Source organism: Planktotalea arctica (assembly GCF_002105285.1).
GTDB classification, from domain to species: domain Bacteria; phylum Pseudomonadota; class Alphaproteobacteria; order Rhodobacterales; family Rhodobacteraceae; genus Planktotalea; species Planktotalea arctica.
In genome coordinates, this window is sequence record NZ_MUHR01000028.1 from 1 (window position 1) to 17900 (window position 17900).

The window sequence follows — 17900 nt, forward strand, 5'->3', positions numbered from 1 at the left end:
CAGAAGATCGGACACTCTCTTCTCTCGTATTAAATATCCATCTCTATTTCTCCCGGACAAGCAAGCTTAATCGAATTCTGGCAAGACCAGCTGCATTTTAGTTGATGGTTTTAGATTCAGCACCAAACCCGATAACTCATGTCTCGCCGTTTCGGACGGCAAGCCCTTTCTATGTGAGCCGCCAGACCAGCACATCAAATCTGTCCTGACCGAAAAACGCCTCGTTCTCGAACACCATGGTGGGCACGCCCCAATGGCCTGCAGCGCGCAGATCGGCGTCATTCCGGGTCAGCTTTGCCTCAAACGCCTCCGGCGCATTTTGGATTGCGGTGTCCATATCCTCAAGATCGAGCCCTGCGCGCCGGGCGGCGTCGGCAAGATGGCTACCTTGGTTCCCACCAGTGACTGTGCCATCCCAAAGCAGCGTTGCAACCTCTTGCGCGAATTCAAGACCCTTCCCCCCCTCGGTTGCGGCAATGCCCAAATGCCCCAGTCAGCGTGCAAGCGGATGATCTTCGGCCAGACGAAGCGTTGTCTGATCCTGAACGATAGGGTCAGGGATGGGGCGTCTGAACGGTAGACCATGAAACGCCGCCGCCCGCGCGGTGTCCTTCAGAAAATATGGCCGCGCGATCGTGTCCATCCGGGCGAAATATGAAGGATTGCGGATAGCGGCCGGATGCACGACCCGAAGGTCAATTTCCACATCAAACGTCCGGGCCATATCTGCAATCCTTGGAAGCACGATATAAGAATACGGACTGCGGAAAGACCAGTAAAGCGTCACGGTCAAGGTCATCCCTGCGTCTCCTGTCCGGCCCAAACTGTGTCGGGGCCATTAAAAATCATGCGGTCTTCAGTGACATTTCTCAAGTGGTATGTCGTTTGACGTCGCTATTGCCTGATTTCGCTTGTTGATCAAGCGTTTTGAACCCCAGACGGAATTGTTGGATGACGTCGGCTTGAGACATCATTGCGCCTTACCCCATTGAGTTCGTACCGCGCATTTTATCGGCTTTGTCAAAAGTTGAGAAACCTTGCGCTCAGAATGGTGAGGCGTTTGTTCATGGGAGCTTGAATCATGCAACCCGAACGGCATCAAGCAGATTAATGGGTTTAGAGCCTAGACTCCGAACTGGGACTTCCAGTTGCTCAGCAGCAATCAGGTTCTTCCGTAGCATATGGCCCACGGAACGGCAGCGTTTTTCGCAACTTGCTCTTTGACCAAAAAATTATCGCTGCGCCTTGTAAGAGTGGCCGCTTTTCTGGCTGCGGCGCGGTGCGCTCAATTTAGTAAATGCAGGAACGTCAACGCCGCGAGCGCACGCGGCACAAGAAGTGAATTCACGTTGTGCGCTCGCCGTAAGAATTCGTGGCGCGGTGCCTCAACACCGGCTGTTGAAGCGGGGATGTCGGCGCATCCGCAGAAACCGCGAAATTTCAGTTGCGTAGCCCACTAGGCGAACGGCTGCTTGGAAATAGCCTTCGTCGTCAGTGACGCTGCACCAGCATCGGGCGACTTGGAGCCCTCTTTGCCGACTTTCTGTGGTGCAGCGAATGTCTGGTATTGAGAAACGGGTAAGGAAAACGCTGAACCCGCCCAAAGGAGCGAGCTAATTGCCAGCCCTCCTTCTTCAAATGGAAATTGGGAGACCGAAGGTAGATTTGGAGCAGCTATCTAAAAGGAAAGTTGCGCATTTTGATCGGCCTGCTGAACGTCAACGACCAATTGTTGGCCATACGCAAAGGCCTGCGCGATTTCAGCCAACGCAGAGATTGCAATCAGGTCGGCATTTCGCAGCGAAGGTACGAGGCCAATTGGCCCCTTAATGCGCTGCTGATCCCGATCCGATACACCCATGTCAGCTAACTGGACAAGCCGAGCAGCGTGGGTTCTCTGGCTGCCTAACGCCCCGACAAATCCGGCCGTGGTCGCCAGCGCCGCGATAAGGAACGCAGGTTCCCAATCGTGATCGTGAAACAGAGTTAAAAAACCACTGGCCTTGTCCAGATCTAGTGTGGTGATGTTTCGTTGAGACGTCACATGCGTTGGGGCGTCTTTACAAAAAGCCGTGATTGCAGCGAGGTCATGAATGTCAGGGGAAAAGCCAGTCACATCAAATCCGATAGCATGAGCAACTTTGGCGGTAGCTCGAAAAACAGCGCCCCGCCCAGCAAGAGTCAGGGCCACCTTTGGCTGATAGGAAATCGTGATCGGGGCGAAAGCAACCTCAGTTGCTTTGGGATGGAACGTCAGGGATGCGGGCCTGCGTGCCAACAAGGCAGTGTAGGCTGCCCCAAGCGCTGCTTTGTCGGGTGCAGGGTCAATCCACACCGACAATGCTCCACCGCAAGGCAAAGTCAAATCATGGAAGGGTGACCCATCTCCGTAACGCAACAAACGGGCTGATCCCGACTGTAAACATTCCAATGCCTGAAGCAGGATATCCTGATCAATGCAGCCGTTGGACATATAGCCCGTCATCTCGCCCGTATCATTGACGACAGCCAGTGATCCCAGATCACGTGCGCTGCCGCCCTTGATATCCACCGACGTAACCAACACAAAACGCTGCCCTGTTTGCACATAGGTAGCAACCTGCGCCAAAACGTCGACCGCGTGGTCTTGATATGTGATGGGATTAACCAACCGTTTCTTCATCCAGCACTTCGGCAAATTTCTTAAAGAACTTGGCCGCGAGCTTTTTCGCCGTGCTTTGGATAAGGCGGCTGCCCAGCTGTGCCAGCTTACCGCCGATTTGCGCCTTGGCGTCATAGCTCAGAATTGTTGTGTCACCGTCTGCAACCAGTGTGACATCTGCTCCGCCTTTGGCATGTCCCGCAGCACCACCGTTGCCCTGTCCCGTTAGCGAAAACGCGTCTGGTGCACCACTTTTGTCGAGCTGAACGTCTCCGCTAAAGCGTGCCTTCACTGGGCCGACTTTCAGCAAGATCTTTGCCTCAAGTTCAGTGTCCGAATGTTGGATCAGTTCTTCACATCCTGGGATGCATTCGCGGAGGATATCGGGATCGTTTAATGCTTCGTAAACGCGGGCCATAGGCGCATTGATGATGATTTCGTCTTTAAGTTCCATGGATTGTTTTCCTAACAGCAGGGGAATTTAATGGACACAAGCGTTTCTGCTTGCGCAGGGGTGAGGGCCCATTTCTGGCGTAAAGCCCGAAGATAGGTGCGTAGTTTTTTCATGTCAGATCCTTTTGCGGTATCATTTGCTCGAAGGCCTCAAACGCGGCGGGCGTGTCGATGTCATTGAAGAAGCCAGCTTGTGTCATTGGGATATGCTGGGCCAGTTCAGGATGCGCCCGCGTGAATTTCCCACAGCCAGGGTTGGCCTCATCTGCCAACAATCGAGCACGTATGGCCGCGGGCACAACGATGGGATTGCCACGTTTGGTGTTCTGGTGAGGGATTGAGATTTTCTGAACGTCCCCCGCTAAATGCGCCGTAATCAAAGCACGAAGATCGTCTGTTGTCAGCTGTGGTTGGTCGCCAAGCCCGATCAGATATTGCTGCGAGCCGCGTGCCTTAAGAAGCCCCGCGTGGACTGAAAACGGTTGCCCCGCGTCGAAATCTGCGTTGTGAACAAACTGGATAGGTAAGCCGTCAAGGGCGGCTTCGATCCTATCGGATTCAAATCCTGTCACGACGCATACTTGACCGTCCAAGGCCGCATTGTAGGTTTCAACGACGTGACGGATCATCGGTTTGCCGTGGATCGGCAACAGTAATTTGTTACGATCTTCCATACGCCGCGACAGACCTGCAGCCAAAATGATCGCGCCAAAACTATCCATTTTGGGCGACTTTTAACAAAGGATAACGTTTGACCTGTGTCAGTTCCGCAAGAATCGACAGCGCGATCTCAGCAGGTGTGACTGCGCCAATATTCAGTCCTGCTGGCGCACGGACAGCAGCGATTTGTGCGGGATCGGTGCCTGCAGCGATCAGCTTATCGGAAAGGCTCGCAAACTTTTTGGAGCTGCCGACAAAGGCGACGTAATCATTCGTTTCAGCCAATCCTGTCTTCAACGCGGCAAGATCACCTTGGCCTTGCGTTGCAATCACAAGGTACCTTGCGCGATTGGGTGTGCGTGCGCCCAAAGGGGCATCCACGGGAGCGGCTGCGACAGCCCAGCCAAATTGCGGTGCAAGCTCTTTCAATTTTTCGGCAACGGGTGAGTCCCCAAAGACCTGTAAGTCTGGTGTGGGAAGGTGAGGTTCGATAAAGATGTCGATGGTGCCTTTAGACGGGCATCCGTTGCGTGCAAAGCGAACGCCATCAACGTCATCGCCAGCTCGCACGCCCTTTTCCTTCAGGTCCTCTTCCGGAGCGACTGAGATAAATTGGGGATGTCCCGTCGCATAGGCCCGCATGGTCGCCTCCTTGATCGCCCCGCGTACACACCCACCACCAAGCCACCCTTCAAGAATCGTTCCATCTTCGCGCATCAACGCCTTGGCACCGGGTTTGGCTGATGTGGTTCCTGCGGTGCGTACAATCGTGGCGATGGCGAAACAATCTTCGCCTTCGTTCAATCCGTGGTCCATGATCTGTTTGGGTGTCATAGCCGCGCCATTTCGGTCTCAAGCGCTGCCAAGTCGCCTAGCGTATTGGCAGCACGGAACAGATCCAGATGCGGCAAGGCGCTTGCCATCGCTTGGGCGGTCGGCGCGTAGCCGTCCCAGCCTTTCAGCGGATTAAGCCAGATGATCTTACATCCGCGTTTTTTCAAGCGGGCGAGCGCGGCGGAAATCCCGTCGGGCGATGCGGTGTCATAGCCGTCGGACAGGATCATAACGACCGTGCGGTTATCAACAAAACGACGGCCATAGGTGCTTGCAAAGGTATCAAGGCTTTCCGCAATCTTTGACCCGCCTGCAAAACCTTCGGCCAGCAATGACAATCGCGCCAGCGCGCGCAGTGCATCCGTGTCGCGCATGGCTTCGGTAATCCGCACAAGGCGGGTGTGGAACAGATAGGCATCGGCACGAGAATCGGCGCGCATAAGGCCTGCAAGGAACGCCAGAAAAATGCGTGAATAGACGGTCATTGATCCCGACACATCGCAGATCGCGGTAATCCGAAGCGTGCGGTCGGGCCGCTGGCGTTTGGGCAGTGCGAAAGGTTCGCCACCCGTTGCAAGGCTTTGCCGCATGACTTTGCGAAAGTGGATTTGATCGCCTTTGCGCGCGGCTTTGCGACGACGAGAGCGGCGATCCCTTAATGCTGCCCCAAGGCGCAGCGCGATCTTTTCCGCTTCGGCGATATCTTCGGGTCGAACCAGTTCGCGCAGGTCTTTCTTGAACAGGTTGGTGACATCTGTTGCAACCAATTTGCCCTCGCCATCGCTTTCCGCTTCGCCATCGCCACCGTCTGGGGCGCTAATATCGTCCGTGCCACTGCTGGTCTCTTCGCGGGTCTCGCGATTGGAATGTACGTTTTCGCTTTGACTGGGGATCGCTGTTGCGGTCACGCGGGTTTTTACCCGCCCGCCATTCATCCAAAAGCTGTTGAACAACCCGTCAAACTGGGCCGCTTCTTCGGCACAGCCGGTAAACACGGACTTCAGGGCACGGCGCGCATCTTGGGGGTTGGTGGCGTTAATATGGGTCAAGGCGTGTAGCCCAATGCCGGTTTCGCCCACACCAAGGCGTAGGCCATTATCGCGCAAGTGTTCCACGAACCCCGCCATGCGCGCAGCTGGTCCCGGATCGCGCGCGGCGAATTTGGTGACAAGGTTCATGCGGCTTTCCCTGCCAAGCGTTGTGCGATTTCTGTGGGGATAGCGTCGCGGTCCATGTGCGTTTTTAGCAAAGTCGTCAGCGTTGCCTGCAAAATGGCAGGGTCATGCGTCAGGTCGGCCACGCCAAGGCCCATCAAAGCGGCGGCAAAATCAAGCATCTCGGCGATGCCAGGTTTCTTTTCGAGTTCCTGTTTGCGCAAGGCCTGCACAAACCCGACGATTTGGGCGCAAAGCCGATCTGTTATTTCGGGGTAGCGCGTTACCAAAATGGAGAGTTCAGTTTCCAAATCGGGGTATGGAACATGGGCATAGAGGCAACGACGTCGTAGTGCATCGCTAAGGTCGCGCGTGCCGTTGGCGGTTAGGATAACCATGGGGCGCGTCGTTGCGGTGATCGTGCCCATTTCGGGAATGGTCACCTGAAATTCTGATAGGATTTCGAGCAGGTATGCCTCGAACTCTTCATCGGCGCGGTCAATCTCGTCAATCAGCAAAACCGGTGCTTTGTCTTGGCGGATCGCCTTGAGCAACGGGCGTTCAAGCAAAAACTCGTCTGAGAATATCCGCGCTTCAACGGTTTTACCCGTCTCGCCATCCTCAGATGCTGCGCGGATTGCCAGAAGTTGGCGTTGATAATTCCACTCATAGATTGCCTGTGCGGCGTCCAGTCCTTCGTAGCACTGCAAGCGGATGAGCTGGGTTTCTTGGACAGCCGCCAAGACCCGCGCAACTTCGGTTTTGCCGACGCCAGCGGCCCCTTCCAACAGCAAAGGGCGGCCCAACGACAATGACAAATGCAGCGCCATCGAAAGATCACCCGAGGCGATATACCCCTGATCGGCCATAGCCGTTTGTAACGTCGTCCAAGTCATCGGTGTCCTCCCAGACGATGCAGGCCGCGCATGGCAGCCCGCATCAATACCTTAGTCGTGCATGCCAAGATTGTTGGCTGTCTGCCAAATGCGCCAATGATCATGGGGCATATTGGTATGACGGTTGCCAAACGGACGGAACGCATCCTGCACCGCATTCGAGAAGCAAGGCACGCCACCGACATGTGGGCTTTCGCCGACGCCCTTGGCCCCAATCGGGTGGTGCGGGCTTGGGGTGACGGTAAAGTCGGTTTCGTAATTTGGCACTTCCCAAGCGGTAGGCAGGAAAAAGTCCATCAACGTGGCTGTTTTGACGTTGCCCATGTCGTCATAAGCAATCTCTTGCCCCAAGGCGACGGCGAGCGCTTCTGTCAGGCCACCATGGATTTGACCCTCAATGACCATCGGGTTGATCCGCGTGCCGCAATCATCCAGCGCATAGAAACGGCGGATTTCAGGCACGCCAGTATCGACGTCGATGTCCATGACGCAGACATATGCGCCAAATGGATAGGTCATGTTGGGCGGATCGTAGTAGCTGACCGCTTCAAGACCTGGCTCTAGTCCCGGGATAGCCTGATTGTATGCGGCATAAGCGATTTCCTTCATCGTCTTGAACTGCTCAGGTGTTCCTTTGACAACAAACCGGTCCACGTCGAATTCCACGTCATTGTCGTGAACTTCTAGCAGATAGGCCGCAATCATCTGCGCCTTAGCACGAATTTTGCGACCCGCCATTGCCGCCGCTGCACCCGCAACTGGGGTAGAACGAGAGCCATAGGTGCCCAGACCGTAAGGCGCTGTATCGGTGTCACCTTCTTCGATCGTGATGCTTTCGGCGGACAGGCCAATCTCGGTCGCGAGGATTTGCGCGAAGGTTGTCGCGTGTCCCTGACCCTGAGAGATTGTTCCCAAACGTGCCACTGCTGACCCAGTTGGGTGGATGCGAATTTCGCAGCTGTCAAACATGCCCATCCCAAGGATGTCGCAGTTTTTCACAGGGCCCGCGCCGACGATCTCGGTAAAGAATGACAGACCGATGCCCATAACTTTGCGGGTTTCGCCGCGTTTGAACGCTTCGACCCGTTCAGCTTGTTCAGCACGCAGACCTTTGTAGTCGACGGCCAACAACGCCTTGTCCCACGCGGTTTGATAATCGCCGGAGTCGTATTCCCAACCAAGGGCAGCCGTATATGGGAACTGCTCTTTCTTGATGAAGTTGATCGAGCGCAGTTCTGCGGGGTCCATGTTCAACTCAATCGCGAGGACTTCGATCATACGTTCAATGAAGTATACAGCCTCAGTGACGCGGAATGAACAGCGGTATGAAACGCCGCCCGGGGCCTTGTTGGTGTAGACACCGTCAACGCCCAGATAAGCGACGGGGATGTCATAAGAACCTGTACAGATGTTCATGAAACCCGCTGGGAACTTTGTCGGGTCCGCACAGGCGTCAAACGCGCCGTGGTCTGCCGTCACATGACAATGAAGGCCGGTTATCTTGCCTTCTTTGGTGGCGCTGATCTTGCCCTTCATCCAGTAGTCGCGCGCAAAGGCGGTGGACATCAGGTTTTCCATCCGGTCTTCGACCCACTTCACAGGCACACCCGTGACGATGGATGCGACGATTGAGCAGACATAGCCGGGGTAAACGCCAACTTTGTTGCCAAACCCGCCCCCGATATCGGGGGACACAACACGGATGTTGTGCTCTTCGATCCCTGACAACAGCGACGCAACTGTGCGCACCACGTGCGGCGCTTGGAACGTGCCCCAAAGGGTCAGTTTTCCATTAACCTTGTCCATCGACGCAACAGAACCGCAGGTCTCTAGCGGACACGGGTGGGTGCGATGATAATACATTTCTTCAGTGGCCACGACATCGGCGTTGTCGATCACTTGATTGGTTGCTTCTTCCTCGCCAGCTTCCCAAGTGAAGATATGATTGGGGTGCTTGCGGGGGCCGTGCGCGCCGTTGGGGATAGAGCCATCTTCGGCCACCAGATCTTCGCGCAGGACAACATCCGATTGCAGCGATTTAAATGGGTCGACGATGACTTCGAGTTCTTCGTAATCCACCTCGACCAGCTCAACCGCATCCGCGGCGACATAGCGATCGGAGGCCACAACAAAGGCAACTTCTTGTCCTTGGAACAGTACTTTGCCGTCAGCCAGAACCATCTGTTTGTCACCAGCCAGCGTGGGCATCCAGTGCAGGCCCAACGGTTCGAGGTCCTTGGCTGTCAGAACGGCCGTGACACCGGGCAGCGCCATAGCCGCGTCAATGTTGATCGATTTGATACGTGCGTGCGCGTAGGGCGAGCGTACGAAATCGCCGTGCAACATGCCGGGCAGTTTGATGTCGTCGACATAGTTGCCCTTGCCTTGCGTAAAGCGTGCATCTTCGACCCGTTTGCGCGAGCAACCCAGACCTTTCAGGCCAGCGACCCGTTCTTCGCGTGTGACTTCGTCCTTCATTGGGCCGCCTCCTTGGCTGCATTCATCTCAGACGCTGCTGAGAGGATTGATTTCACGATGTTCTGATAGCCTGTGCAGCGGCACAAATTGCCCGCGATTCCAAAGCGCACTTCTTCCTCGGTTGGGTTGGGATTTTCTTCCAACAGTTTGGCGGCGCGGGTAATCATACCGGGGGTGCAAAACCCGCACTGAAGGCCGTGGTGTTCTTTGAAGTTTTCTTGCAAAACGTGCAGTGCATCCGGGTTGCCAAGGCCTTCGACGGTTGTGACCTCTGACCCGTTCGCTTGGGCCACGAAGACAGTACAGGATTTCACGGATTTGCCGTTCATCGTTACGGTGCAAGCGCCGCAATGGGACGTCTCACAGCCCACATGTGGGCCGGTAATGTTCAGCTTTTCGCGCAGCGCGTAGATCAGCAGTTCGCGTGGCTCTGCGAGGAATTCGTGATCTTCACCGTTGACGTTAAGTTTGACGTGCATCTTCTTTGACATGTTTAATTCTCCTCTACGCCCGTGACCAAGCGCGCGTGATGGCGCGGCCAAGAACGATGCCAGCGGCGTGGCGTTTGAATGCCACGGGGCCGCGGTTATCTTCTGTTGGATCGATGTCACCCAGCATGGCGGTGACGGCGGCTTTCACGGCTGCGTCATCGCATGCTGTGCCAACAAGTGCCGCGCCTGCGCTGTCAGACCAAACCGGAGTATCGCTAAGATTGGTCATCGCGATTGAGGCCGCAGCCACTTTGCCGCCCTCTTTGGATATTTGCACGGCAGCAGCAGCCGTCGCGTAATCGCCGATTTTGCGCTTTTGCTTTTCATAGGCAAAGCCGCCGACAGGGGCTGCAAAGCTCACTGCGGTCAGAACCTCTTCGTCCTCGCGATCGGTCATATAGGCTGCCTCATAGAAATCACGGGCGTCAACTGTCCGGTCCCCGTCAGGGCCCGTCAGGTGGAATTGCGCGTTGAGGCATTGCATCAGGCCAGGCATGTCGTTGCCGGGATCGCCGTTCGCGACGTTGCCTCCCACGGTACCCATGTAACGGACCTGTGGGTCTGCAATTTGCAGAGCGGCCTCCTTCATGATCGGAGCAGCCTTTTCCATCTCGGCAGAATTGATGATCTCGTGCTGTGTCACCATCGCACCGATGGTGACGGTGCCGTCTGTGATGGCGATCCCATTCAGACCTTTGATGGCTTGCAAATCGATCAGATGGGGCACATCGGCCATCCGCAATTTCATCATGGGGATCAGGCTGTGCCCACCCGCAATGACCCGCGCATCATCGCCATGTTCTTGAAGCAGGGCGATTACGCCTGCCATATCTGTCGGCCTGTAGTACTCAAACGCCGCTGGTATCATTGCTTCGCCTCCCGTTTCCGCAATTAAGTTCAGAAGGAAGCATGGTACGCGACGACATGCCGACGCTTGCGTTATTCAACGAGATCATCTGGATTTTTCACGAAATGCGCCCAAGGCTGCTCGAAGTGCGAAATGCTAAAGGCCAAGTACGTCGCGGACACCTTTTAGGTGCGACCGGCTGACTGGGACGGGCGGTAAATGCGGCGCAGCAAAGCGACAAATGCCCGTGTCTTTGAGTCGCTCAAAGTCATTAACCTGCGCAGGATTAATCAAATAGCTGCGATGGGTCCTGATAAAGCCAGCTGCTTCTAGCCGCGTAATAGCTTTGGTAATTGACCAACCGCAAAAATATTTTGCGTCTTTGGTGAATACGTTGGTGTAATGCCCTTCGGCCTGAACAAAAGCGACCTGTTCGGGGGCTATCAATTTCGTAACGCCGTTTTGGTCGCAAGGAATTCTGACGGTTGCCGGCGTTGGATTGAAAGCAGTCTCGCTCTCATTTGAGGTTTGTGCGGCAATGGGGTGCTGTACTGCCTCAACTCCAGTTGGTGCAAAAAACGTAACCCCCATCCAAAGGAACGCACCGAAGATGACAAAGCTTGAAAGAATGACACCCATCGCAAGTGTTTCATTGCTCATCGCTGGGCCGAATTCTTGCTGCGTGGGAGTGGCGACAAAATTGGTACCAGCCATAGCCGCAAAATGAACGGCGCTGACGGCTGCCCCAAAGCACAGCGTTCCCAGCAAGATGTTACGATTGGTCCGTCGGCCATAGGCAATCCAGAACGCAGCTATACAAAGAACCACGGCGGAAACGACAGCCAAAAGGATGCCAAGGGGCGTATAAACAGCGCGGCACAATTGAAGGCCCGCCATCCCGATATAATGCATCGCTAGTATGCCGCATCCAACCAACGCACCTGCCGCCGACAACGTGAAAGGCGTTCGTTCGCGAAAGTGAAGTAGCAGCAAAGCGGTCCCCACAATGAGGATAGCCAGCAAAGCGGACGCGAGCGTTATCGCGGCATCATAGTAAAATAGGACCGGCATTTGGATCCCAAGCATTGCCACGAAATGCATCGACCAAATGCCACCGCCCAAAGCGACCGCTGACATTGCAATCGACGCTTTGCGGCGCAAAACGCTTTGCTTGGAAAGATCCTTAGACAACGTCAAACCAGTAAAGCCCGCGACGATGGCAACTACGATCGAGGCGATGACAAGTGCAGTGTTATGGCTAAAGTTTAGAAATTCCATGTCGCTTGCATGCACCAAATCTTGAACAAATCAAACCCATAAGTTTGGCTGTCAACTCAATCTTACGCCATCAACCAAGTATGCCAGGCTATTAGAAGCTGGAGCTAAATTGCGGGCATTATTCGTTGGCATTACCTCCCTACATCCTCTTTGCTGGATGGGGCTTGAAACAGCTACTTAAGCGCAACCATTGAGTGATTTTCTGAATCCTATCAATGGGCCGCTTGACGCACTTATTGAAGGTATTCTCGCCATTCTGATAGTGGAGGTGGCGCATGTCCGGTTTGGTCGCCAGGGAAAAAATCGGGTGCTCCATAGTTGAGGTGTCATCCTTCGGAACCACGTCTGCAATGTCGAGGGTGAAGAAGTTTTTTTGAAGGTGTCGGTCGGGGAGCAAGGCCATGATGAAGACATAGCACAGATTCGCGCCTTTCGGAACCCTGTGGATGGTTCTCTCTATTGAAGGCAAAGAGTTAGCGCCATTTTTGAGGCTGGTAACATACTCCTTAGGTAACACTATTAACACTAGAGGTTTTTGAACTTCATCGTTCGAAATGTCAGTTAAAGACGCCGAGAACGGAAATACTTCTGCCCCTCAAAAACATCCGTTTTCCTTGTCGGGATAGCATGAGTCCACAGGTGGCGTGAACCGGCAGGAGGGGCATCCAATCCATCACGTTACACGAGGTTCGATATTTGTTTCAAAGTTGCGAAACGCTCGAAGGTTGTAAAGAACCTCAATGTTGATCGTAATCCACAACCACCTTTTCAGTCACCGCGAACGATTGGCAGCTTAGGATAAATCCTTGCTCGACTTCATAATCCTCAAGCGCGTGGTTTGCGACCATTTCGACTTCGCCCTCAAGCACTTTGCATTTGCAGGTGGAGCACACGCCAGCTTTGCACGCGAATGGTGCATCTAGCCCCCCCGCAAGCGCGGCTTCCAATACGGTTTGATCCTTGGTCATCGTAACCGTGCGGAATGACCCGTCGATGATGACGACTGCCTCGCCAGGCTTTGCGGCCTCAACTCTTGCGGTGGAGGCTTTTCGTTTGAGGCGACCGGGTTGGGAGGAGGCGAAGAGTTCGAATTTGATTTGGTCTCCAGACAACCCGTTCTCTTTGAGCGCTTTCGCAATGCCGAGCATCATAGGCTCTGGTCCGCAGATGAAAGCAGTATCTACAGAGGCGATATCAATCCAATTGGCGAAGAGCGCTGCGCATTTCGCTTCGTCCACGCGGCCTGTGAACAACTCGATGTCCTGTGCATCGCTTTCTAGAATATGGATTATGTTGAGCCGGCCCATATGCTCGTTCTTGAGATCTTCGAGTTCCTCTCGGAACATGATCGTGTTCACGCCGCGATTGGCATAGACCAGCGTGAAACGGCTGGCAGGTTCACGCATCAGCGTGGTTTTCAGGATCGACAAAACGGGGGTAATGCCAGAGCCGCCCGCAAAGCCAAGATAGGTTTTGCTGTGATTAGGGTGTATTGGCGTGTGGAAATTGCCCATGGGCGGCATCGCTTCCAGCGTCATACCGGGGGCAAGGTTTTCGTTCGCCCAAGTGGAAAATGCGCCGCCATCCACCTTCTTTATGCCGACCTGCAAGATGCCATCATCCTTGCCTGCGCAGATCGAATAGGAACGGCGGATTTCTGTGCCTTCGATGTCTTGGCGAAAGGTCAGGTACTGGCCTTGGATAAAATCGAAATTAGTGCCATCCGCCTGCCTGAGCGAGACAACAACAGCGTCGCGAATGGTTTTTTTGACATCTGTAACTTCAAGTTTGTGAAAGCGCGCCATGTTTGGGCCCCTCTAGATACATTTGAAATAATCGAACGGCTCAAGGCAGTTGCAGCAACGCCATTGCGCCTTGCAAGGGGTGGAACCGAATTGCGAAATACGCTCCAGATTTTCGGATTTGCAGCGCGGACAACGCGCAGGGCCACCAGCCGCACGCGGGGGGGCGATGCCGTAGTCTTCCAGCTTCGCTTTTCCCTTATCGCTTAGCCAGTCGGTCGTCCAAGGCGGCGAGATTTGCGTTTTGATCCGCGTTTTCGCGATTCCGCGATCCAGCATGGCCGTTTCGATATCAAGCGAGATGATGGATGTCGCAGGGCAGCCCGAATAGGTCGGGGTCACCGCAATTTCCAGCGTGTCCTCGTCCCATGTAACGCCGCGCACGATGCCCAGATCAACCACGGAGATCACTGGAATTTCAGGGTCGGGCACAGTATCCAGCCATTCCCAAATCTGCGCGACATTGGGTCTCATGCTACCAGCTTGCTCCGGGATAGGCGCGTTGCAGCCATTGCATTTGCGTCAGAATGTGCCCGAGGTGTTCGGAGTGTTGAAAGCCGCTTTTACCGCCTTTGTGTGCGAATCTGCTGTCAGGGATGGTAAGTGTCGCTTCGGTCATGACGCTGCCGATATGGGTATCAAACGCTGTGCGTAGATCGTTCAGATCAGGCGCGATGCCATTGGCGGTCATCGCGTCGTCCACCGCATCGGGCGTGAACAATTCGCCGACAAAAGGCCAGAGCAGATCAAGCGCTGCCTGCATTTTCGCATGGCTTTCGGCGGTGCCATCACCAAGGCCGATCACTGTGTCGCCAGAGCGTTCCACATGGTATTGCACTTCCTTGACGGCTTTTGCGGCGATTTCCGCAACGCGCACTTCAGAGGATTTTATCAAGCCTTTGAGCATTTCCAAATGCCACGCATCAAACAGGAACTGACGCATCAAGGTCTGACCGAAGTCGCCATTGGGTTGCTGCACCAAAAGGGCAGAGCGGAAATCCCACGCATCGCGCAGCATGGCGAGGTCATCGGCTGTGCGGATTTTGCCCTCGACCTCAGCCGCAAGGCCGAGCCACATTTGCGTTTGTCCGATCAAATCAAGCGCGGTGTTGGCCAGTGCGATATCTTCCTCGATCACGGGGGCATGGCCGCACCACTCGGACACGCGATGCCCGAGGATCAGGGTGTTGTCGCCCATGCGCAGCAGAAAATCAAAATAGGGATCAGCACTTGCCATTACATCGCGCCCACTTCGTCAGGGATGTCGAAAAAGGTGGGATGGCGGTAAACTTTGCTCTCGGACGGCTCATAGAGCGGACCTTTTTCCGAGGGCGAAGAGGCTGCGATGTGACGGGCCTCAACTACCCAAATGCTGACGCCCTCATTGCGGCGGGTATACACATCGCGCGCGTTCTTGATCGCCATTTCCTCGTCCGGCGCATGCAGGCTGCCCACGTGACGATGGGACATGCCGTGCTGCCCGCGGATGAAAACTTCCCAGAGGGGCCATTCGTTTTTCATGGTTTTACTCCGCTGCTATGTTGCATCTGCGCCAAGCAGATTGATCGACGGCATCCCAGCCGAAGGCGTCATCTGTTGATCCGTGTTCCTGAAGATGCGCCAGCTTTTGCATGGCTTCCTCCAACGTCGGAATATGGTCATCCTCGACCCACCACATCACGAAATGATGCCGCGTCATGTTCTCGAACCATGCGGGGCGCTTTTCGTAGAACTTGGCGTGGATGGTGTTGAAAACGTAATCCCCAAGGCTTTCGACATTCTCCCAAACCGACATGTTCGAAATCATCTCTTCGTCGCCGGGCACAGCAAGATCGGTTGCATTACCGCTGTCGGATTTCATTCGCCAGATGTAGCCGCTGGAGCGCTCCGCAAGCGCGTTCAAAGCGTCGAGGTTGTCCATAAACCCCGCCATGCGCGGATCGTCGAGTGGATAGAGCGCATAGCCTACGTTGAGTTCAGCGAGCTGCATTATTCCGCCGCCAATTTAGCGGCGCGTTTCTTTTCGGCGTGGGCCATCAACCCTTCGCGCACCCATGCCCCATCGTCCCATGCTTTGTTACGCGCGGCGAGGCGTTCTTTATTGCAAGGGCCATTGCCCTTGAGGACATCATAAAATTCGTCCCAATCAGGCTGCGAGAAATCATAGCCGCCTTTTTCCTCGTTCCACGTCAAGTCTGGATCGGGGACAGTCAGGCCAAGATATTCCGCTTGCGGCACGGTCTGATCGACGAATTTTTGGCGCAACTCGTCATTGCCGTTCATCTTGATCTTCCATTTCATCGACTGTTCAGAATGAACCGAATCCGCATCAGAGGGTCCGAACATCATCAGCGACGGGAACCACATGCGATCTAGCGCGTTCTGTGCCATGCGTTTTTGTGCATCTGTGCCTTTGCACATTTTCATCATGATGTCGTAGCCTTGACGCTGATGAAAGCTTTCCTCTTTGCAAATGCGGATCATAGAGCGGGAATAGGGGCCAAAGGATGTGCGCTGAAGCGGGACCTGATTCATGATCGCAGCCCCATCAACAAGCCAGCCAACGGCGCCCATATCAGCCCATGTCAGGGTCGGATAATTGAAGATTGAAGAATATTTCATTCGTCCGTCGAGCAGCATTTCCGTCAGCTCGTCACGGGTCACGCCAAGGGTTTCGGCCGCGCAATAAAGGTAGAGCCCATGGCCGGCTTCGTCCTGCACCTTGGCTAGCAAAATTGCCTTGCGCTCCAGCGTGGGCGCGCGGGTGATCCAGTTGCCCTCGGGCAGTTGTCCGACAATTTCGGAGTGTGCATGTTGGCCGATCTGGCGGATTAGGGTCTTGCGATAGCCCTCTGGCATCCAGTCTTTCGGTTCGATCTTTTCGTTTGCATCAATGCGTGCTTGAAAAGCGGCGAGCTTTTCAGGATCGTCCTGCGTCGCCTCTGATTTGATCATCTGTGCGTACATGAGTTTAAACCCTTTCGATAATAATGGCAGTGCCTTGGCCGACGCCAACGCACATTGTGCAAAGCGCATAACGCCCGCCAGTGCGCTTGAGTTGATGCGCCGCCGTGAGGACAAGGCGCGCACCGGACATGCCCAGCGGATGACCCAGCGCGATTGCGCCGCCTTGTGGATTCACGCGCGGATCATCGTCCGCAACGCCAAGTTCGCGCAGTGTTGCAAGCCCTTGAGAGGCAAACGCCTCGTTGAGTTCTATCACATCCATCTGATCAATAGTGAGATTTGCGCGCGCTAACACTTTTTGGGAGGCAGGAACTGGCCCAATGCCCATCACGCGCGGCGCAACGCCAGCGGAGGACATGCCGACGATCCGCGCGATTGGTGTGAGCGAGTGTTTATAGAGCGCCTTGTCAGAGGCGATGAGGAGCGCAGCAGCGCCATCGTTGACGCCGCTCGCATTGCCTGCGGTAACGGTTAAATCAGGGCCGTTGATGCCCTTGAGTTTGGCGAGTTTTTCTGGCGTTGTTCCGGTGCGCGGGTGCTCGTCTGTCTCAAAGACCAGCGGATCGCCTTTGCGCTGGGGCACATGGACTGGAACGATTTCATCCGCGAAATGCCCAGCCGCATGTGCCGCGGCCCAATTGGCCTGCGAGCGCGCGGCGAAGGCGTCCTGATCGGCGCGGTTGATACCGTAGTCATGCGCCACATTATCCGCCGTTTGCGGCATGGAGTCGACGCCGTATGCGTCCTTCATTTTGTGGTTGATGAAGCGCCAGCCGATGGTGGTGTCGAAGACCTCGTTGGCGCGGGTGAAGGCCGCGGTGGCCTTGGGCATCACGAAAGGCGCACGGCTCATGCTCTCGACGCCGCCTGCGATGGTCAGATCGTAATCTCCCGCCTTGATGCCGCGCGCGGCAAAGCCGACAGCGTCCATGCCAGAGGCGCATAGACGGTTAATGGTTGTGCCGGGAACATCTGTTGGCAAGCCCGCTAGCAGCGCCGCCATGCGCGCGACGTTGCGGTTATCCTCGCCTGCTTGGTTGGCGGAGCCGTAGATGACCTCATCAACCTTCGCCCAGTCCACAACTGCGTTGCGCGCCATGAGCGCAGCGATAGGCAAGGCGGCCAAATCATCGGTGCGGATTGAGGATAGCGCGCCGCCGTATCGGCCAATGGGGGTGCGTACACCGTCGCAGATAAAGGCTTGCATATGTAGAGGGACCTCCCAAGTCGGTTATGCCAAAGGTAATCCCAAGGACTTGAGTCGTGCAAGCAAAAGTTACATCTTTTCGGCCTATTTGAAAATTTTGTAACGTAATTACTGTGATCGACGCGGCTAGAAAGTTTCATCCTGTCACTCACGATTAAGGTGCCTATTTCGGAACAACACGAAATTGACAGA

Annotated in this window: 19 protein-coding genes; all 19 read right to left on the bottom strand. The window is 55.1% G+C overall.

Going from position 1 to position 17900, the window contains the following annotated elements; translation table 11 throughout:
* Nucleotides 1-169: 169 nt before the first annotated feature.
* On the bottom strand, nt 170-484 hold the full coding sequence (locus B9P63_RS19355) for a DsbA family protein (RefSeq protein WP_217806525.1): 315 nt from the start codon (nt 482-484) through the stop codon (nt 170-172).
* Between the two features lie 9 nt (nt 485-493).
* Nucleotides 494-799: a thioredoxin domain-containing protein gene (locus B9P63_RS19360; protein WP_217806526.1), complete on the bottom strand. Its 306-nt coding sequence runs from the start codon at nt 797-799 to the stop codon at nt 494-496.
* A gap of 879 nt (nt 800-1678) precedes the next feature.
* Nucleotides 1679-2662, bottom strand: a complete 984-nt coding sequence (locus B9P63_RS17125) for an XdhC family protein (protein ID WP_085311059.1) — start codon at nt 2660-2662, stop codon at nt 1679-1681.
* The gene (locus B9P63_RS17130; protein WP_085311061.1) at nt 2643-3095 is read right to left on the bottom strand and encodes an SRPBCC family protein; all 453 of its coding nucleotides are present in this window, start codon (nt 3093-3095) and stop codon (nt 2643-2645) included. The genes B9P63_RS17125 and B9P63_RS17130 overlap by 20 nt, the downstream gene beginning before the upstream one ends.
* Before the next feature lie 109 nt (nt 3096-3204).
* Complete coding sequence (locus B9P63_RS17135; RefSeq protein ID WP_085311063.1) at nt 3205-3816, bottom strand: nucleotidyltransferase family protein; 612 nt, start codon at nt 3814-3816, stop codon at nt 3205-3207.
* Entirely contained in the window at nt 3809-4588 is a 780-nt protein-coding gene (locus B9P63_RS17140; RefSeq protein ID WP_085311065.1) for an XdhC family protein, read from the bottom strand. Before B9P63_RS17140 ends, B9P63_RS17135 begins: the two co-directional genes overlap by 8 nt.
* Nucleotides 4585-5766, bottom strand: a complete 1182-nt coding sequence (locus B9P63_RS17145) for a vWA domain-containing protein (RefSeq protein WP_085311067.1) — start codon at nt 5764-5766, stop codon at nt 4585-4587. The genes B9P63_RS17140 and B9P63_RS17145 overlap by 4 nt, the downstream gene beginning before the upstream one ends.
* Nucleotides 5763-6638 carry an AAA family ATPase gene (locus tag B9P63_RS17150; protein ID WP_085311069.1) on the bottom strand — a complete coding sequence of 292 codons (876 nt, stop codon included), beginning with the start codon at nt 6636-6638 and terminating at the stop codon, nt 5763-5765. The genes B9P63_RS17145 and B9P63_RS17150 overlap by 4 nt, the downstream gene beginning before the upstream one ends.
* 51 nt (nt 6639-6689) lie before the next feature.
* Nucleotides 6690-9116 (bottom strand): aerobic carbon-monoxide dehydrogenase large subunit, encoded by a 2427-nt coding sequence (locus B9P63_RS17155; RefSeq protein WP_085311071.1) that lies wholly within the window; start codon nt 9114-9116, stop codon nt 6690-6692.
* Nucleotides 9113-9607 (bottom strand): (2Fe-2S)-binding protein, encoded by a 495-nt coding sequence (locus tag B9P63_RS17160; RefSeq protein ID WP_085311073.1) that lies wholly within the window; start codon nt 9605-9607, stop codon nt 9113-9115. Before B9P63_RS17160 ends, B9P63_RS17155 begins: the two co-directional genes overlap by 4 nt.
* 13 nt (nt 9608-9620) lie before the next feature.
* Nucleotides 9621-10475 (bottom strand): FAD binding domain-containing protein, encoded by an 855-nt coding sequence (locus tag B9P63_RS17165; protein WP_085311076.1) that lies wholly within the window; start codon nt 10473-10475, stop codon nt 9621-9623.
* Between the two features lie 135 nt (nt 10476-10610).
* Entirely contained in the window at nt 10611-11732 is a 1122-nt protein-coding gene (locus B9P63_RS17170) for an MHYT domain-containing protein (RefSeq protein ID WP_085311078.1), read from the bottom strand.
* 737 nt (nt 11733-12469) lie between these two features.
* On the bottom strand, nt 12470-13537 hold the full coding sequence (locus B9P63_RS17180) for a 2Fe-2S iron-sulfur cluster-binding protein (RefSeq protein ID WP_085311082.1): 1068 nt from the start codon (nt 13535-13537) through the stop codon (nt 12470-12472).
* Between the two features lie 12 nt (nt 13538-13549).
* A complete protein-coding gene (gene paaD, locus B9P63_RS17185; RefSeq protein WP_085311084.1) occupies nt 13550-14008 on the bottom strand; it encodes a 1,2-phenylacetyl-CoA epoxidase subunit PaaD in 459 nt (152 codons plus the stop codon).
* A 1-nt stretch (nt 14009) separates the two neighbouring features.
* Nucleotides 14010-14771: a 1,2-phenylacetyl-CoA epoxidase subunit PaaC gene (gene paaC / locus B9P63_RS17190; protein WP_085311086.1), complete on the bottom strand. Its 762-nt coding sequence runs from the start codon at nt 14769-14771 to the stop codon at nt 14010-14012.
* Nucleotides 14771-15055, bottom strand: a complete 285-nt coding sequence (gene paaB, locus B9P63_RS17195; protein ID WP_085311088.1) for a 1,2-phenylacetyl-CoA epoxidase subunit PaaB — start codon at nt 15053-15055, stop codon at nt 14771-14773. The genes paaC and paaB overlap by 1 nt, the downstream gene beginning before the upstream one ends.
* A gap of 4 nt (nt 15056-15059) precedes the next feature.
* A complete protein-coding gene (locus B9P63_RS17200; protein ID WP_085311090.1) occupies nt 15060-15524 on the bottom strand; it encodes a DUF3291 domain-containing protein in 465 nt (154 codons plus the stop codon).
* The gene (gene paaA, locus B9P63_RS17205; RefSeq protein WP_085311092.1) at nt 15524-16501 is read right to left on the bottom strand and encodes a 1,2-phenylacetyl-CoA epoxidase subunit PaaA; all 978 of its coding nucleotides are present in this window, start codon (nt 16499-16501) and stop codon (nt 15524-15526) included. The genes B9P63_RS17200 and paaA overlap by 1 nt, the downstream gene beginning before the upstream one ends.
* 4 nt (nt 16502-16505) lie before the next feature.
* Nucleotides 16506-17708, bottom strand: a complete 1203-nt coding sequence (gene pcaF, locus B9P63_RS17210; RefSeq protein WP_085311094.1) for a 3-oxoadipyl-CoA thiolase — start codon at nt 17706-17708, stop codon at nt 16506-16508.
* Between the last annotated feature and the right edge of the window lie 192 nt (nt 17709-17900).

What these genes read in the sequence shown, in the direction of transcription:
- B9P63_RS17150 (WP_085311069.1), bottom strand. Translation starts at nt 6,638, where the DNA reads ATGACTTGGACGACGTTACAAACGGCTATGGCCGATCAGGGGTATATC.
- B9P63_RS17145 (WP_085311067.1), bottom strand. Translation starts at nt 5,766, where the DNA reads ATGAACCTTGTCACCAAATTCGCCGCGCGCGATCCGGGACCAGCTGCG.
- pcaF (WP_085311094.1), bottom strand. Translation starts at nt 17,708, where the DNA reads ATGCAAGCCTTTATCTGCGACGGTGTACGCACCCCCATTGGCCGATAC.
- B9P63_RS17130 (WP_085311061.1), bottom strand. Translation starts at nt 3,095, where the DNA reads ATGGAACTTAAAGACGAAATCATCATCAATGCGCCTATGGCCCGCGTT.
- B9P63_RS19360 (WP_217806526.1), bottom strand. Translation starts at nt 799, where the DNA reads ATGACCTTGACCGTGACGCTTTACTGGTCTTTCCGCAGTCCGTATTCT.
- B9P63_RS17170 (WP_085311078.1), bottom strand. Translation starts at nt 11,732, where the DNA reads ATGGAATTTCTAAACTTTAGCCATAACACTGCACTTGTCATCGCCTCG.
- paaC (WP_085311086.1), bottom strand. Translation starts at nt 14,771, where the DNA reads ATGGCAAGTGCTGATCCCTATTTTGATTTTCTGCTGCGCATGGGCGAC.
- B9P63_RS17180 (WP_085311082.1), bottom strand. Translation starts at nt 13,537, where the DNA reads ATGGCGCGCTTTCACAAACTTGAAGTTACAGATGTCAAAAAAACCATT.
- paaD (WP_085311084.1), bottom strand. Translation starts at nt 14,008, where the DNA reads ATGAGACCCAATGTCGCGCAGATTTGGGAATGGCTGGATACTGTGCCC.
- B9P63_RS17165 (WP_085311076.1), bottom strand. Translation starts at nt 10,475, where the DNA reads ATGATACCAGCGGCGTTTGAGTACTACAGGCCGACAGATATGGCAGGC.
- B9P63_RS17140 (WP_085311065.1), bottom strand. Translation starts at nt 4,588, where the DNA reads ATGACACCCAAACAGATCATGGACCACGGATTGAACGAAGGCGAAGAT.
- B9P63_RS17155 (WP_085311071.1), bottom strand. Translation starts at nt 9,116, where the DNA reads ATGAAGGACGAAGTCACACGCGAAGAACGGGTCGCTGGCCTGAAAGGT.
- B9P63_RS17135 (WP_085311063.1), bottom strand. Translation starts at nt 3,816, where the DNA reads ATGGATAGTTTTGGCGCGATCATTTTGGCTGCAGGTCTGTCGCGGCGT.
- paaB (WP_085311088.1), bottom strand. Translation starts at nt 15,055, where the DNA reads ATGAAAAACGAATGGCCCCTCTGGGAAGTTTTCATCCGCGGGCAGCAC.
- B9P63_RS17160 (WP_085311073.1), bottom strand. Translation starts at nt 9,607, where the DNA reads ATGTCAAAGAAGATGCACGTCAAACTTAACGTCAACGGTGAAGATCAC.
- B9P63_RS17200 (WP_085311090.1), bottom strand. Translation starts at nt 15,524, where the DNA reads ATGCAGCTCGCTGAACTCAACGTAGGCTATGCGCTCTATCCACTCGAC.
- B9P63_RS17125 (WP_085311059.1), bottom strand. Translation starts at nt 2,662, where the DNA reads ATGAAGAAACGGTTGGTTAATCCCATCACATATCAAGACCACGCGGTC.
- paaA (WP_085311092.1), bottom strand. Translation starts at nt 16,501, where the DNA reads ATGTACGCACAGATGATCAAATCAGAGGCGACGCAGGACGATCCTGAA.